A 16,425-nucleotide genomic window follows, 5' to 3' on the forward strand; every position below is an offset into this window, starting at 1 on the left:
CGTTCGGGACACGGTGTCAGTGCATCGCGACGGCCAGCTGGCACAGCACCGGCGCGATCACGAGCGCAGGCAGCAGGTCCGCGACATGGATGGACTTGATGTCGAGCAGCCGCAGTGCGACCCCGATCAAGATCAGGCCGCCGGTGGCCGTCAGTGCCGCAAGATGGGCGTCGGGCACGAATGCGCCCAGCAGTGCTCCGAGGACGGTCAGCGAGCCCTGGATCACCGCGATCGAGATCGCCGATGCCATGACCCCGATGCCGAAGGATGCGGCAAATGCGAGCGCCGCGAACGCATCGAGGGTCGATTTCAACAGCAGCTGGTCGGCACCGTTGCCGAGGCCCTCGTTGATCGACCCGAGGATCGTCAGAGGACCGATGCAGAAGACGAGCGAGCTGATGACGAAGCCCTCGATGAATCGTTGCCGTCCCTCCCCGGGCTCTCCGCGAGTCAATCGGACCTGTAGCCAGGCGCCGAAGTCCTCGAGTCGGTCCTCGAGCCGCAGCCAGGCGCCGGCGATGCCGCCGAGGACCAGTGAGCCCAGCACGATCAGCATCGGGGCGCTCCGGCCCACGGCATCACGCAATGCTGGGTCGGACACGGCCATGGCTGAGTCGGCAGCGATCAGCAGCGTGACGAGCCCCAGTGCCGACGTGACGGTCGTGCGTACCCGCAGGCTCAGCCGATGGCCGATCAACAGGCCGACCCCCGACCCCACGAGAACCGTCGCGATGTTGGTGGCTGTGCCGAACCCGACGAACATGTAAGGTCTCCCTCGACAATTGAGCATTCAACCGGACCCTTCCCGGCACCCGCGCGTAGTGTGTCACTCCGACGCCTGCGAGTTGTGCACAGGACTGTTCGAACTGACGACAGGAATCGCATGTCGGGCCGACCCCCCATCGTTCTCAGGGACGCAGATCGCGAAGACGCATCCGCCCTGATCGCGCTGTGGTCAGAGTGCGCTGACGCAGGCCAGGACGAAGGGTCTGAGGCGTTCACGCAGCAGGCGTTGTGGCGGGAACCGGGCGTCGCCGAGGCCGCTGCCGCCCTCGACCTCAATTTGGGGCGACCCGACAAGCGCATCATCGTGGCGATGGCGGACGGCGAGATCGTGGGAGCCACGGTCTGCGACATCACCACGCTGACCCCGATCAACCTGACCCGCGTCCTGCTCGTCACGGAGATCCAGGTGTCGCCGCGCTTCCGCCGCAGGTCCGTCGCTTCGACGCTGTTGTCGGCCGCCGCGACCTATGGTGAGGAGCACAATTGTGAGATCGTCGTCGCGGCGATCCCGGTGCACTCGCGCGAGCCGCACCGCTACCTGACCAAGATCGGGTTCAACCAGATCGCCGTCCTCCGCGCGATCCAGGCCAGCAAGCTGCGGTCGCGGCTGACCACCAAGGCCACCAACTCACGTGACACCGGGAAGCTGATCGCCGTACGTCGGACGTTGCGCCGCCGCACCGACGCGCGGGGCCACTCCCGCGCCTGACGCGCTCGAGCCGCCCGTCGCGGTTGGTCAGTCCCGGCGACTAGAGTCGCCGGTGTGGACCGCCTCTTGCTGATCGACGGTCATTCCGTCGCCTACCGTGCCTTCTTCGCCCTCCCCGTCGAGAACTTCTCGACCACGACGGGCCAGAGCACCAATGCGGTGTTCGGCTTCACGTCGATGCTGATCAATGTCCTGCGCGATGAGAAGCCGACGCATGTCGCGGTGGCGTTCGACGTCTCGCGCCAGACCTTCCGGCTCGAGCAGTACTCCGAGTACAAGGGCAACCGGTCGAAGTCCCCGCCGGAGTTCACGGGGCAGATTCCACTGATCAAGGAGATCCTCGACGCGTTGCACATCAAGACCTTCGAGAAGGACGGCTTCGAGGCCGACGACATCATCGGCACGCTGGCGACCCGCGCGGAGTCGGCCGGCATGGACGTGATGATCTGCACGGGCGATCGTGACGCGCTGCAGCTCGTCAGCGACCGGACCACCGTCCTCTATCCCCGCAAGGGGGTCTCGGACCTGGCCCGCATGACACCCGCGGCGGTCGAGGAGAAGTACGCCGTCACCCCAGATCACTATCCCGACATCGCCGCCCTCGTCGGCGAGACGAGTGACAATCTGCCGGGCGTCCCGGGGGTCGGGCCCAAGACCGCCGCCAAGTGGATCAACCAGTACGGCACCCTCGAGGCGCTCGTCAACGATGTCGGCAACGTGCCCGGCAAGGCGGGCGAGTCGCTGCGCGAGCACCTCGACAGCGTGCTGCGCAATCGCAGCATCAACGCGTTGATCCTGGATCTTGATCTGCCTGCTGGACCGGCAGACCTTGCCTTCGACACGGTCTGGGATCGCGAGGCGATCCACACGGTCTTCGACTCACTGGAGTTCAACGCCCTGCGGGTCCGTCTCTTCGAGGCCTTCGGCGACGTGGAGCCTCAGGCAGAGGAGGGCTTCGACCTCGAGGGCGTGACCCTGGCACCCGGAGAAGTGGCCGGCTGGCTCGACGCGCAGACCTCTTCGGGCTCTCGACTTGGTCTGCACGTGCAGGGCTCCTGGGGGCGCGGCACGGGCGACGTCGTGGGCCTCGCGATCGCCTCGGCCGAGGCCGCCGTGTGGATCAGCACCGACGACATCACGCCCGGCGACGACACCGCCATCGCGGACTGGCTCGCTGACGCGGACCGACCCAAGGTGCTGCACGACGCCAAGGGGCCGTCGCTCGCGCTCGCGGCCAAGGGCTGGCCGATCAAGGGGGTCTCGGCAGACACCGCGCTCTCGGCCTATGTCGTGCGGCCGGACCAGCGGTCCTACGACCTCGGCGACCTCTCGCTGCGCTACCTCAAGCGCGAGCTGCGAGATGAGTCCGACGACTCCGGTCAGCTGACTCTCGACACCGACAACATCGGTGCCGAATCGGGCATGTTGCGGGCCAGGGCGACGCTCGACCTCGCGGTCGTGCTCGACGAGGAGGTCGAGCAGGCCAGCGGCACTGCGCTGATCAACGATGTCGAGCTCCCGCTCGTGGCCACCCTGGCGCGGATGGAGCGCACCGGTATCGCGATCGACGACGATCACCTCATCACGCTCGAGTCCGAGTTTGCCGGGCGCGCACAGAACGCCGCCAGCGAGGCGTTCGCGGCGATCGGCGGCAAGGAGATCAATCTGGGATCGCCCAAACAGCTTCAGGTCGTCCTGTTCGACGAGCTCGGCATGCCCAAGACCAAGAAGACCAAGACCGGCTACACGACCGACGCCGAGGCCCTGCAACAGCTCTTTGCCAAGACCGAGCACCCATTCCTGCAGCACCTGTTGGACCACCGCGACGTGACCCGCCTGCGCCAGACCGTCGAGGGCCTGCGCAAGTCGATCTCCGACGACGGCCGCATCCACACGACGTACGCCCAGACGATCGCCGCGACGGGTCGACTGAGCTCCAATGATCCCAACCTCCAGAACATCCCCATCCGCACTGCTTCGGGGCGGCGGATCCGTGAGGCGTTCTGTGTCGGGGAGGGCTTCGACACCCTCGTGACGGCCGACTACAGCCAGATCGAGATGCGGATCATGGCTCACCTGTCTGAGGATGCCGACCTGATCGCCGCGTTCAACTCCGGTGAGGACTTCCACACCGTGATGGCGGCCAAGGTGTTCTCCAAGGATCCCAGCGAGATCGGCGGCGAGCTGCGCGCCCGGATCAAGGCGATGAACTACGGCCTGGCCTATGGGCTTTCGTCCTATGGGCTCAGCCAGCAGCTCAACATCACGACGGGCGAGGCGCAGGGCCTCATGGACGACTACTTCCAGCGGTTCGGGGGAGTGCGCGACTACCTCCGCGGCCTCGTCGACGAGGCGCGGCAGACCGGCTTCACCGAGACGATCATGGGCCGCCGCCGCTACCTCCCCGACCTCCAGAGCGACAACCGCCAACGTCGGGAGATGGCTGAGCGGATGGCGCTCAACGCCCCGATCCAGGGCTCGGCCGCGGACCTCATCAAGGTCGCGATGTTGAATGTCGAGCGCGCGCTCGACGATGCCGGGCTCACCTCACGCATGCTTCTGCAGGTGCACGATGAGCTCGTGCTCGAGGTCGCCGCAGGGGAGAAGGACCAGGTCGAGGAGCTCGTCCGCGAGCAGATGGCGTCGGCGGCCGCCCTGTCGGTGCCGCTGGACGTCTCGGTCGGGGTCGGCCGCACGTGGCACGAGGCCGGCCACTGAGCAGGTGGTGTGACCCGGCTCAGCCCTGACCTACCGCCGGGCGCGCTGGCTGGCGGCCGGTTCGCGCGCCGACCGGGGCATCAGATAGACGACGGTGGCCAGGACCGCGGCAACGCAGGCAACTGTGAGCACCAGACCCGTGATGCCGACACCCAGCCCGTATGCCGATGCGATCACCGCGGCGACGGCACCCCACAGCAGCACGACGACGCCGTGCGCGTGGCGGGCGAGCGCGTCAAAGACCAGCAGGTGCACGATCGCGAGGACGGATCCGGCGACGGCAAAGAGCCACAGGCGATCGGTGATCTCCTGATACTTGTTGCCACCCACGAGGATCAGTGCGAGTCGCGGAAGCGCGGCTGTCGCGAGCACAGCCAAGGACCCGAAGCCGGCAACCAGCGCCACAGCTCGCAGCCGCGCGTGGTGCGTCGTCGCGCGGGCAAGGTCGGGGAACAGCACGACGCTCACGAATTGGGGAAAGAACAGTGCGGCCTTGGCCAGGATCAGCCCGGAGGCATAGAGACCGCTCTCGTGCGCGTCGAATCGGTTGCGTGCGATGAGCGAGTCCAGGTTGCTGAGCACGAAGTAGGCCAGGAGGGCGTGCGTCGAGAACAATGCCTCCCGCAGGAGGGGGCGGCGGCTGTTTCGAGGGTTCGAGCCGTGACCAGTCATCAACCGGGCCCCGGCGAGGGCGGGGAGCCAGGACCCCACCGCGATCCCGACCATGGCGGAGATGACCGATGGCGAGATCAGCAGGGCGATCGTGCCGCCGGTCAGCCGACCGACGCCGTTGCCGATGTAGATCGCGGTGAGGGCGCCCCACCGGGACGTGCCTTGGGCGATCCCGGACTCGGCCCCCATCACGGTGAGCGGTACCAGCGTGGCCCCGCACAGGATCACGGGCCAGTGGCTGTCGAGCCTGAGGATCGGCGTCAGGATGAGCGACGACACGGCGACGAGGATCCCGACCGATGATGCGACGATCACCGTTACCCGCACGGTGTCGCCGATGATGTCGTCCTGGTGCTCCGGGTCGACCGCGAGCCGGCGAGCCGTGACCGCCTGCAGGCCCAGGGACGCGACCGAGCCGACCAGGAGGATGCCGAACAGTGCCGTGAGTGCACCGAACTCCCGTGGGAGGAGGGCTCGCGCGGAGACGACGTTGAAGGCATAGACCGTGATGTTCATGGTCATCATCCCGGCCGCCACGAGCGTGCCACCCGTCATCGTCGCGCGCGTGGTCCTCACCACGGCACAATAGCCGTGGCCGGGGTCGACCAAGGCAGGGGCAGGATGAACTGGTGGCAGCGTCACGATCTGGACCGAGCCGTTGTGCCGGTCTGGGCGGCGACCCTTGCCCTCGCGGTATGTGTCCCGCTTTTCGCGCGGGGCTACGTCCTGACCTACGACATGGTGTGGGTCCCTCAGCTCGACCTGGATCGACCCGAGATCTGGGGCCTCGGCACAGGTCTGCCCCGCGCCGTTCCGTCGGATGCAGTGGTTGCGCTGCTCGACACGGTGCTCCCGGCGGCTCTGGTGCAGCGGCTCGTCCTGTTTGCTGCCCTGTCGCTGCTGGCGCTCGGGACCGCTCGGCTCCTGCGCGAACGTCCGCTGGTGGCACAGCTGTCGGGCGCAACCCTCGCGGTGTGGAACCCGTTCATCGCCGAGCGTCTCGTCCTCGGTCAGTGGCCGCTCCTGCTGGCGCTGGCGGCATTCCCATGGCTGATCGGGGCGCTCGGCGGCAAGGACGGGCCGCGATGGGCGGTTGCGGTCATCGCTCTCGCGGCCACCGCGTTGACCCCCGCCACCGGGGTCATGGGGGTGCTCATCGCGGTGACAGCGGCGTGGCGGCGCGGTGTCGTGACGGTTGTGCTCCTCGCTGCCCTGGTCAACGGGCCGTGGATCGTCGCAGGGCTCCTGCGCGCGTCGATCTCCCGCACCGATCCGGCCGCCGTCAAGTTGTTCGAGCTCCAGCCTGAGGGTCACTTTGGTCGGTTGGGATCGGCCCTGACTCTCGGCGGTGTCTGGAACACCGAGGTGGTACCGACCTCACGGACACTGTGGATCGCAGTCCTGATCGCCGTCGTCATCGGGGCGGTCATCGTCGTCGGCCTGGTCATGATGTGGCGGGACGACCGGCGACTCCTGGCCGTCCTCGGGATGTCCGGAGCGATCGGGCTGGCCATCGCGCTCCTGGGCTGGTTGGCGCCCGAGCTCGTCACGAAGGTGGTTGCTGACGTGCCGGCGGGCGGACTCATCCGGGACGGCACCAGGTGGCTGGCCATGTTGGTTCCTCTGGAGGCCGTCGCGTTCGGGGCGGGCGTACACGCCGTCTTCCACCGGTTCGAGTTCACCGCCTGGGAGCTGCCGGTCGTCGTGCTGGCCGTCATGCTGCCGCTCACGGCGATCCCTGATCTGGCGTGGGGTGTGGGCGGCCGCCTGGACCCGTCGACGTACCCCGCATCGTGGAGCGATGCCCGGCGCGTCATCGAGAAGGCCAGGACTCCCGGCGACATCCTCGTCCTACCGTTCAGCGCCTACCGCAGACCGTCGTGGAACGACGACACACCAGTGCTCGATCCGGCCGGCCGGTACTTCGACCGTGCAACGGTCGTCAACGACGAGCTCGTCGTGTCGGGGCGCACCATTGCGGGCGAGGACCCGCGCGCTCGCCGCGTCGGCAGGGTCCTACAGGGCGAGGCGGTCACCCGGGGGGTGGCCAGGCAGGGGATCGGGCTGGTCGTGGTCGAGACCGACGCCCTCGGGGCTCGCGAGTCACTCCGGCAGCTCAGGGGCGCTCGCGAGCTCGCCGTCAGCGGCAATGACCTCAGGGTCTTCGCCATCCCGGGGGCACGTCCCGAACCAGTGGATGAGGGCGATCGTCGGCTCATGATCGGGACGTGGGGTGTGGCGGCCCTGACCCTGCTGGTCGCACTGATCGGAGCGGTCCGCGCAGGCGCCTCCCGATGGCGCAGGAGGCACGCCGAGACGCCGCCGCGAGTTCGGCCGTGACCCCTACTGACTGGTAGACTTGCGGCGTCTCGAGGGAGGACACAACGTGGGAACTATCACTGGCGGCATCGTCGCCTTCATCGCTGGTCTCGGTCTGGCTGGGGCCACCGTCGTGGGTGTCGTGCAGTCGCAGCAGAGTGCCGGCGAGGAGCCGGTCTCATCGACCACCGTGAGCTACGGCTCCAACAACTGAGAGCTGGCGTCCACGACGCCGGCTGACACGAAGGGCGAGCTCCTCGGAGCTCCCCCTTCGTGCATCCCTGGACTGGTCTACCTCTTCGGCGAGCACGACTCGATGATCGTGCCGAACTCCCGTTGGGAGATCGACCACGTGAACGCCCGGGACTTCTCTAGCGCCCCACGGCCGAGGAACTCGCGCCACTCGCGATCCTCGATCAGCGAGCTGAGCGCCGCGGTGAGCTCCTGAGGCGAGTCAGCGAGGATGCCGGAGTCCTTGTGGTCGATGGATTCGGTCGTGCCGCCGGCCGTGCTGTAGGCGACTGTCGGGGTGCTGTGGGCGCCGGCTTCACCGATCACGATGCCCCAGCCCTCCTTGAGCGATGGCAACGCCATGAGCCAGGCACCGGCCAGGAGCTCATGCTTGGTGCGGTCGCTGACGAAGCCGTGGAACACGACCCGATCCGCAACACCGCTTCGCTCGGCATGGGCGCGCAGCTCCTGCTCCCACCAGCCGGTGCCGATGACGTCGAGGATGAGGTCGGGCTGATCGCGCCGCATCGAGGCGGCAGCGTCGATCGCATGCTCGACCTGCTTGTGCGGCACCAGGCGACCGACGACCGCGATACGCGGTGTGACTGATCGCGACGTGTCGACGACCGGCGCGGGATCGTTGCCGTTGTGCACGATCGCGATGCGGTCACGGTCCACGCCCAGATCGATCAGCTCGAGGCGAGTCGCCTGCGACACCGCGACATACTGGCTGCGGCGATAGAGCCGCGGAGCGATTCGGCTCTCGATCCACCAGCCGATGCGGCCCACGAGTCCCGGATAGACGACGGGCCACTGCTCACGGTGCACGTGGTGCACGAGGACGACCACCGGCTTGCGCGTGGCAAGGCGGGTGAAGAAGGGCAAGCCATTCTGGACGTCGACGACGAGATCGACCCTGCCGTAGCGGCCGAGGAGCAGTGCGAAGAACGTGCGGACGTAGATGTCCAGCTTGGTCCCGCGGCGGACGAACCTGACGCCTTCGATGGTCTCTTCACGGGGGGCGTTGGCGTGTGAGGCGCACGCGATCGTGACCTGGTGCCCCTGCTCGACCAGCCCGCGGGCCATGCTCTCGACGTAGCGCTCGGAACCGCCACCCTCGGGGTTCTTGGTGTCCCGCCAGTTGCAGAAGAGTACGCGCATGTTCGGCCGACGGTTGTCGGCCCCTCCCTCGTGGCCGGCGTGCTGCCGGCGGCTCCCTCGCGACACGTCCCTCAACGTGGCGACGCCGTGTCCCTCAACACGGCGCGGCAATTCTAACATCGAGGGTGGTCCACCCCTCCCGTATCCTTTCGAGGTGCCTGACCTGCCCTTTCGCCCGGATCTGGCGCGTTCCTGGAGGTTGTTCCAAGCATTCCGGGTCGAGCAGACCGACCCGGGGCGCTTCTATGGAACCCTGGCCCGCGACTCGGTCGATCAGATCAGCACGTATGCCGATCTGGACGGCCGGTGGGTCCTCGACGTCGGAGGCGGGCCGGGCTATTTCGCCGAAGCCTTCCGCAGCGCCGGTGCGACCTACACGCCGCTGGACGCCGACCTCGGCGAGCTGTCGGGTCTGGGCGATCCCGAGCCCGGGACGGTGCTGGGCAGCGGCATGCGGCTGCCGTTCGAAGACGGCAGCTTCGGAGTGACCTATTCGTCCAACGTGCTCGAGCACGTCAGCGAGCCGTGGAGCATGGCCGATGAGATGGTGCGTGTCACCAGGCCCGGTGGACTGGTGTTCTTGTCCTACACGCTTTGGTACGGCCCGTGGGGCGGGCACGAGACCGCCCCCTGGCATTTCGTCGGGGGTCATCGAGCGGCTCGTCGCTACGAGAAGAAGCACGGACATCCGCCCAAGAACATCTTCGGCACGTCCCTGTTCGCCGTCACGGCGGCCGCCGGGCAGCGATGGGTGCGCCAGCAGACCGCCGCCGAGGTCGTCGCGGTGATCCCGCGCTATCTACCGCGCTGGGCGTGGTGGGTCCTGCGCGTGCCGGGGCTCCGCGAGGTGGTGACGTGGAACCTCGCGATCGTGCTGAGGAAGACGTGAGCGAGGCTCCGGTCCGCCGACGCTTCCGTCTCGCCGCCACGTGCCTGGTCCTGACCGCGCTGTCCCTCGTCCAACAGCCCGGCCGCATCGTTGCCGACACCAAGCTTGATCTGGCAATCAATCCGGGTGGGTTCCTCGCCAGATCGCTCGACCTCTGGGACGCGGACGGATTCTTCGGGCAGGTTCAGAACCAGGCCTATGGCTACTTGTTCCCGATGGGTCCGTTCTTTTGGATCGGCCACGGCGTGCAGCTGCCGCCATGGGTCGTCCAGCGGATGTGGTGGGCGTTGATCCTGTGTGTCGCGTTCCTCGGCATGGTGGCGCTCTGCAAGTCGATCGGGATCGAGTCGTTGGGCGTGCAGATCTTTGCGGGTCTGGCATTCGCGTTGTCCCCACGGATGGTCTCGGTCATGGGCCCCAGCTCGATCGAGGTGTGGCCGTCGGCGGTTGCGCCGTGGGTCCTGGTACCGCTGGTGATCGGGCTGCGACGTGGGAGTCCGCGTCGGCAGGCCGCGCTCAGTGCGGTTGCGGTGGCGTGCGTGGGTGGGGTCAATGCCGTCGCGACATTTGCGGTTGTCCCGCTGGGTGCGATCTGGCTCCTCACCGCGCCACGGGGTCCACGCCGCCGCGCACTGATGGTGTGGTGGCCCCCGCTGGTTCTGCTCGGCACGTTCTGGTGGCTCGTCCCGCTCTTCCTCCTCGGATCGGTGAGTCCGCCGTTCCTCGACTTCATCGAGAGTTCCTCGGTCACCACGTCGGCGGCCACTGTCGTCGATGCGCTGCGCGGGACGAGCAACTGGGTCCCCTACATCTCCTCCGATGCGGTCGCGGGCAAGGAGTTCCTCACGAATGCCGCCGTGATCGTCAATTCCGGCGTCGTCATGACACTCGGGGTGGTCGGACTCGTCCTGGCCCCGGCTCGCCACCGGCGGTTCCTGGTGTGGGGCACCCTGAGCGGCCTGTTCCTGGTAACGCTCGGGCAGACCGGATCGGTCTCGGGTTGGGGATCCGGTTCGATCCAGACTGCGCTGGACGGCGTACTCGCCCCTTTGCGAAACACCCACAAGTTCGATGTCGTGGTGCGGATTCCCCTGGTGCTCGGGGCGGCATACGCCCTCAAGACCGCGATCGACCGCGGAGCCCGGGCCGAGCGCACGGACCTGGTCCGGAGAGTCGGGGCGTCGGCGCTGGTCGTCGCGGCCCTGGTGGGGGCGACCGCGCCGGCGTGGACCGGCCAGCTTCCCAACCGGCGATCCTTCGAGGTGACCCCGGCCTATTGGCACCAGACCGCCGACTACCTCGCCAGGGCCGGCGTCGGAACGTCGCTGATGGTGCCGTCCTCGGGGTTCGGCGACTATCTGTGGGGGAGCACGGGCGATGAGCTGATGCAGCCGATCGCCCGATCACCCTGGGCCGTGCGCAACAGCATCCCCCTCACGCCGACCGGCACGATCCGTTACCTGGATGCGATCACCGCGGCGCTCGACCAAGGTCGGGGCTCGGCCGGGCTGGCGGCCCGCCTGCGCCGAGCCGGGATCGGGCAGCTGGTCGTCCGCAACGATCTCGAGCCGGAGGTTGCCGACGGGCGCACGGAGCCGGTCTACGCGACCCTGCGGGATTCACCCGGCCTCATTCAGGTGGCCGGGTTCGGCCCGAGGCTCGGCGGTGATCCGATGATCGATCTCGAGACGCAGCGTTCGTTCTCCGCCGGCGGGTGGCAGTCGACCCATCAGGCCGTCGAGATCTGGCAGATAGACGACCCGGACTCGACCACCGTCCAGGAGCTGTCGGACACTCCGACCATGGTCGGAGGATCCGACGGCCTGCCGATCCTCGACGACCTCGATCTGATCCGCGGCCGCTCGGTAGTCCTTGCACAGGATCAGGACGCGAGGTCCTCACTTGGCGAGCTGATCGTGACGGACGGGCTCAGACGGCAGGAGGCAGCATTCGGACGGGTCGACACCCTCCGGTCCGCGTCGCTCACCGTCGAGGACCCCTACACCCTGGATCGCAGGCTCCATGACTATGTCCAGGCACGGGATGAGCCGTGGATCAGCGTCCCGGAGCTGCGCGGAGCACGTGTGCTCGAGGCGTCGAGCTCGCGCTCGGCAGTGGACAGTCTCGTGGGGGTCGACCCTGGGGCTCAACCGTGGTCGGCATTTGACGGCGACGGACGTACGTCCTGGGTCGCCAACGCCGACACGGGCTGGATACGACTCGGTCTGCACGGCAAGCGGGACCTCGGCACCGTCAGGATTGTCGCCGACGCCGTCCCGGGGGAGAAGGTGCGACTGCGCATCGGCACCGCGAACGGTGTCGTGCGTCGTGAGGCCATAGGCGATCAGCCGGTGCGGGTCCGAGTCGGACGGGTCGACGAGCTGCGCATCGAAGGTGATCGCGAGGGTGCTCGTCCGCTTGCCATCGCCGATGTCTCCTCAACGGCGCTCCAGGTGTCCCGGCCACTGGTCCTGCCCAGAACACCCAGGGGGTGGGGAAGCCCCGACCGGGTCGTGCTGGGCATGGACGAAGGTGGACGGCCGGCCTGCATCACGGTCGAGGAGCTGGTTCGCTGCCGTGCGGGCGCCGGTGGCAGGAGCGAGGACGCAGTGCTGGTCGACCGCGAGCTCCCGATGCACACGACGGCCGCATATGACCTGGCCGTCACGACGCGGCCGCTGGCCGGGCCTGCCGCCGATGCGTTCTTGCAGGAGGGGCTTCCCTTGCGCGTCTCCGCGTCCTCGGCGGCGGCAGCGGACGTGCGGAACAGCGTCGCTGGAGCGGTCGACGGGGATCCCCGGACGGGGTGGATCTCCGAGCCGGGCGACACCGACCCGTCGCTCGACGTGACTTGGAGGTCACCCAGGACGCTCTCGCGGATCAAGCTCACGACGGCTCCCGGCCTTCCGGCCTCACGGGTCTCGGCGGTGACGGTGGAGCTGGACGACGGAACGCGGCGTCGGGTCGCCCTCAAGGACGGTGAGGGAACCTTCGCGCCCGTGCGGGTCAGACGTGTGGTCGTCCGGCTGTCCTCGGTCGGCGACGCCCGTGACTTCGGTGTCGACGGCTTCGCCAAGACCCTGCCGGTCGGTGTCAGCGAGCTGACGTTCGACGATCGGCCCGCCCGACGACCGGACCGGTCGTCAGCTGAGATCAGCCTCCCGTGCGGATCTGGTCCGATGATCCGCGTGAATGACCGTGCCCATCTGACGTCGGTGAGGACAAGCCGCGCCGATGTGGCGGCGGGGCGTTCCGCGGTCGCCCGCACGTGCACCGGGGACTCTGTGACCCTGACGGCCGGCGTCAACCGGGTCACGAGCACCGCTTCTGGCCTCTTCGACGCCGGCCGGTCGGTCCTGACCTCGACCGGAACGCCACGCTCGGCAACCGGCACCGGCGATCTGGTGACGAGGTCGCAGAACACCAATCCGGGTTGGCAGGCGACCGTGGAGGGTCGCTCCGTCACACCCGTCACGGTCAACGGCTGGCAGCGGGGATGGCGATTGGCCGGCACGGGCCCGACCGATGTCGCCGAGACCTACGCCCCGAACGCGTCATACCGGGCGGCGCTGGTCGCCGGCGCGCTGGGCGTCTTGGCACTCCTGTGCATCGCGTTGATCAGAGGCAGCCGCCCTCGTCCTGGTCCCGACGTCTGGTCAGCCGGGCGGGCGAGTCCTGTGGGTGTGATCGCGATGATCGCGGTGCTGGGGTTCACGGCCGGAACGATCGGTGTGGTGTGCGCCCTCGCCGGTATGGCCCTCGGCGCCTGGGTGGCCGCGCGCCGGGAGGCGTCGGGCTGGACGGTCGCCGGCCCGTTGGCGGTCGCTGTGGGTTGCTACGTGTGGTGGGCCGTGGCCGGGGGCGACATCCCGGTCATCCCGTGGCGGGCGCCTCAGCTGTGTGCGATGGCGTCGCTCGGTGTCGTCGTGGGAGTCCTGGCGCGTCGACCCGGCGCGAGCGACATGAACGGCCGCTCGACGGCGCGATAGAGCACTTCGGCAACCAGCAGGCTGATCGCGAGGATGATCGCGAACAGCAACAGGAACGGAGTGTCGAACACGGTGAACCCCATCATCGGAACTCCGACGGCGAGGACCGTCACGTGGCAGCAGAACAGGGCATACGAGATGTGCCCGAGGTGACGCAGGGCGGGCAGGGAGAGCACCCGGGCGACCGGGCTCTCGTCGCTGCCGAGGACGCACGGCGCGACTGCCAGCACCGCGATCAAGGCGTAGCAGGCATGACGCATAGCTGCCTGGCCAGCCGTGGGGGAGACCAGCAGGGGCGAGCCGCCGAGCGGCGTGGACACGATGAGGAAGATCGCTCCGGCGGTGAGCCAGCACGACGTACGGTCGCGGGCGGCGGAGATGAGCAGCCCAGTCACCCGGCCCGGCGCGGCTGAGTCGATCGTGAGCACGGCGAGACCGATGCCGAGGGCGAACCAGCTGGCATAGGACGGCAGCCAACGGGCCGCCTGCTCGGCCAGGTCCGAGCGCAGGTTGTGGGTGACCAGCACCCACGCGAGGCTGCCGGCCGCGCTGGCCGCGAGGAAGACCAGCAGTCGTACGGGTCGCCAACGGTCTCGGCAGACGACCTTGATGCAGAGGCCACCCAGGAGCGGGAGGATCAGATAGAACGCGACCTCGACCGTGAGGCTCCACATCTGGGTGAGACCCTGCGGCAGCTGGTTCTCCCGGTAGAGGTCAACCAGCAGCAGGTTCTGGATCCACCGGCCGATCCCCAGCGAGCGATTCTCCTCGATGAGCGCCAGGGCGGCGATCGCCGAGACGACATAGACCGGGAAGATCCGCAGCACTCGCTTGGTGAGATAGCGGCGAGCCGGTTCGTGGCCGACCCGGTCGTGGGCGGACACCAGATAGGGCCGGCTGAGCAGGAATCCAGACAGGACGAAGAAGATCGCGACACCGACCTCGAGTCGTTGCACCACGACCCCCCAGAATCCGCTGGTGTAGAAGCCGGACCAAAAGCCCGCATGCGTCGCGACGACCGCGATCGAGGCGACGGCTCGCATGGCATCGAGCTGAGGGAAGTCGCGGCGGGCGATGTTCATCGTGGCTCCATCTTCGCTCCGACGTGCAAGGCCTCGACACACACCCGTGCACCGGCCGGCAGGTCGAGCGTCACCCGGTCGATGCTGCCGGTCGTGCGGAGACTGAGGATGTGCGACCCGGACTCGACCCGCCCCTCGTAGCGCGTGGTCCCGACGGTCACGCCGATGTCATCGCTGGTGTCGGATCGGTAGGTCATCGAGAGCCAGAAGGGGAAATCGAATGTCGCACTCCCGAGCTCGATCTGCTGGGTCCCGCCCCCGCCGACCAAACACCTGGCGAGCTCTCGAGGACTGACCGCGATGTCTGGGGTCGCGACCCCCGGGACGACGGCCCCGGTTTCATCGAGGATTGCGAGGTCGGTGGCGATGTCTGGGGTCGTGAACGTCTGACGGATCGGCGACAGCACACGGCTCGGCAGGTTGTAGGGGAAGATCAGGGCGGGGACGACAGTGCCCGGCACCGGCTGGTCGGCGAGCTCGACCGGGGCGGACCCGGCCTCGAGGCCCTGCCGTGCGGTGGTCAGGTAACGCCTCGCCTCATAATCCTTGTGCCACGGCTGAACATAGGTCACGGTCGACACGATCGACCCCAGCACGAACGCGGTGAGATAGACACCGGCGATCGTGGTCGAGGTGCGAGCGGCGAACGGCGACGCCGACCGTTCACGCAGGACGTCCGGCAGGCCCCGGACCGGCATGAGGGCCAGGCCGACAGCCAGGGTCAGGAACGGCATGAAGTCCGACCAGTAACGGACTTCGGCTGAGGTCACCCTGCCGTAGACCCCGGCGCGGCCATAGGCAAGCAGGCCGACGGTGAACGCGACGTAGGGGACGACGAACCACAACGGCGTCAGCACGCCGCGATGGCGCATCATCAGGGCGACAACCACGCCACCGAGGATCAGAAGACAGCCGATGACCGCCGCCTGCGGCGGATCCGCGAGCTGACGCGGGCCTGACTCACCGCCGATCGACATCCACCTCCACGGACCGCCGAACAGCGCGGTCGACAAGTTGGTGACCACGAATCGCTCGGCCAGGCCGGAGTAGTCGACATCGCCCCGCGGCGGCGCGGGAGGCGAAGTGGCGAAGTAGGCAGCCAGATATATCGCGGACGGAACGGCATAGGCGACCCAAGCGAACCGGAACCGGACGAGTGAGGACCAGATCCGCCGCGGGACCGAGCCCTCGGCCGCATAGCAGACCGTGATGATGGCGAGCATCGGAACGATCAGGAGAGCCTTGACGAAGAACAGCAGCGCGACGACCAGGCACAAGGTCACCCCGATGGCATACCGCTTGCGGCGGGTCCGCAGCAACAGGACATGGAGACCGATCGCCAGGAAGACGAACGGTTGCACCATGAGCGAGTTGAGCCCGGCCGCCCACCACATCAGCGATGGGACGGTGATGGCCGAGAACAGGTAGATCGTGAGCGGCACGAGGATGCGCAGCCGGTCGCCGAACCACATGCGCAACATCCACCAGCACGCAAGGCCCGCTGCCGCTTGGAATGCCAGGAGCTCGGCGGCTGCGGCCCACCAGGCGAATGGTCCCGCGAGGTCAACCAGCAGCACCAGCACGAATCCCAACGGCATCCTCTGGAAATCGTGACGGTGGAACAGCCAGCCGAGGTCGGCCTCGCCGCGGCCCGCATCCGCGAGGAAGGTGAAGTCGTCGCCGAAGAACCATCCACTGGACACGGCCCACCCGCGGAGCACCACCTGCACCGCGATCAGCATCAGCGCCGCGGCCGTCACGACCCGGCGCGCGGCGATGGGATCGGACCGCACGTCACGGACGGCTGCGGTGCCTTCGACGAGCAGCGAGGTCACCCCGGCATCGTCCCACGTCAGGGGGTCGCGGCAG

The 16,425-nt window shown here is 68.2% G+C and carries 11 protein-coding genes; 6 read left to right on the top strand and 5 right to left on the bottom strand.

Going from position 1 to position 16,425, the window contains the following annotated elements:
- Positions 1 to 16: 16 nt before the first annotated feature.
- Positions 17 to 763 (bottom strand): DUF554 domain-containing protein, encoded by a 747-nt coding sequence (locus tag WKF39_RS01440; protein WP_340385172.1) that lies wholly within the window; start codon positions 761 to 763, stop codon positions 17 to 19.
- Between the two features lie 120 nt (positions 764 to 883).
- Between WKF39_RS01440 and WKF39_RS01445 the strand changes: the two genes are divergently transcribed.
- Positions 884 to 1,495 carry a GNAT family N-acetyltransferase gene (locus tag WKF39_RS01445; protein ID WP_340385174.1) on the top strand — a complete coding sequence of 204 codons (612 nt, stop codon included), beginning with the start codon at positions 884 to 886 and terminating at the stop codon, positions 1,493 to 1,495.
- Between the two features lie 54 nt (positions 1,496 to 1,549).
- Positions 1,550 to 4,213: a DNA polymerase I gene (gene polA / locus WKF39_RS01450; protein WP_340385176.1), complete on the top strand. Its 2,664-nt coding sequence runs from the start codon at positions 1,550 to 1,552 to the stop codon at positions 4,211 to 4,213.
- Positions 4,214 to 4,243: 30 nt separating this feature from the next.
- Here the strand turns inward: polA and WKF39_RS01455 are convergent, their stop codons facing one another.
- Complete coding sequence (locus WKF39_RS01455; protein WP_340385178.1) at positions 4,244 to 5,461, bottom strand: hypothetical protein; 1,218 nt, start codon at positions 5,459 to 5,461, stop codon at positions 4,244 to 4,246.
- Positions 5,462 to 5,506: 45 nt separating this feature from the next.
- Here WKF39_RS01455 and WKF39_RS01460 point away from each other — a divergent pair, with 45 nt between their 5' ends.
- Positions 5,507 to 7,225, top strand: a complete 1,719-nt coding sequence (locus WKF39_RS01460) for a hypothetical protein (protein WP_340385180.1) — start codon at positions 5,507 to 5,509, stop codon at positions 7,223 to 7,225.
- A 46-nt stretch (positions 7,226 to 7,271) separates the two neighbouring features.
- Positions 7,272 to 7,418, top strand: coding sequence for a hypothetical protein (locus WKF39_RS01465; protein ID WP_340385181.1), 147 nt, complete (start codon positions 7,272 to 7,274; stop codon positions 7,416 to 7,418).
- A 77-nt stretch (positions 7,419 to 7,495) separates the two neighbouring features.
- Here the strand turns inward: WKF39_RS01465 and WKF39_RS01470 are convergent, their stop codons facing one another.
- A complete protein-coding gene (locus WKF39_RS01470; protein WP_340385183.1) occupies positions 7,496 to 8,596 on the bottom strand; it encodes a glycosyltransferase family 4 protein in 1,101 nt (366 codons plus the stop codon).
- A gap of 154 nt (positions 8,597 to 8,750) precedes the next feature.
- Here WKF39_RS01470 and WKF39_RS01475 point away from each other — a divergent pair, with 154 nt between their 5' ends.
- Positions 8,751 to 9,485, top strand: coding sequence for a class I SAM-dependent methyltransferase (locus WKF39_RS01475; protein ID WP_340385185.1), 735 nt, complete (start codon positions 8,751 to 8,753; stop codon positions 9,483 to 9,485).
- The gene (locus tag WKF39_RS01480) at positions 9,452 to 13,474 is read left to right on the top strand and encodes an alpha-(1->3)-arabinofuranosyltransferase family protein (protein ID WP_340385187.1); all 4,023 of its coding nucleotides are present in this window, start codon (positions 9,452 to 9,454) and stop codon (positions 13,472 to 13,474) included. The genes WKF39_RS01475 and WKF39_RS01480 overlap by 34 nt, the downstream gene beginning before the upstream one ends.
- Here the strand turns inward: WKF39_RS01480 and WKF39_RS01485 are convergent.
- Both WKF39_RS01485 and WKF39_RS01490 read right to left on the bottom strand, forming a co-directional pair.
- The gene (locus tag WKF39_RS01485; protein ID WP_340385189.1) at positions 13,378 to 14,556 is read right to left on the bottom strand and encodes an acyltransferase; all 1,179 of its coding nucleotides are present in this window, start codon (positions 14,554 to 14,556) and stop codon (positions 13,378 to 13,380) included. The genes WKF39_RS01480 and WKF39_RS01485 overlap by 97 nt on opposite strands.
- Positions 14,553 to 16,391 (bottom strand): hypothetical protein, encoded by a 1,839-nt coding sequence (locus tag WKF39_RS01490; RefSeq protein ID WP_340385191.1) that lies wholly within the window; start codon positions 16,389 to 16,391, stop codon positions 14,553 to 14,555. Before WKF39_RS01490 ends, WKF39_RS01485 begins: the two co-directional genes overlap by 4 nt.
- Positions 16,392 to 16,425: the final 34 nt, after the last annotated feature.

The sequence above is a fragment of the Aeromicrobium sp. genome, from assembly GCF_037719875.1.
Lineage (GTDB): Bacteria > Actinomycetota > Actinomycetes > Propionibacteriales > Nocardioidaceae > Aeromicrobium.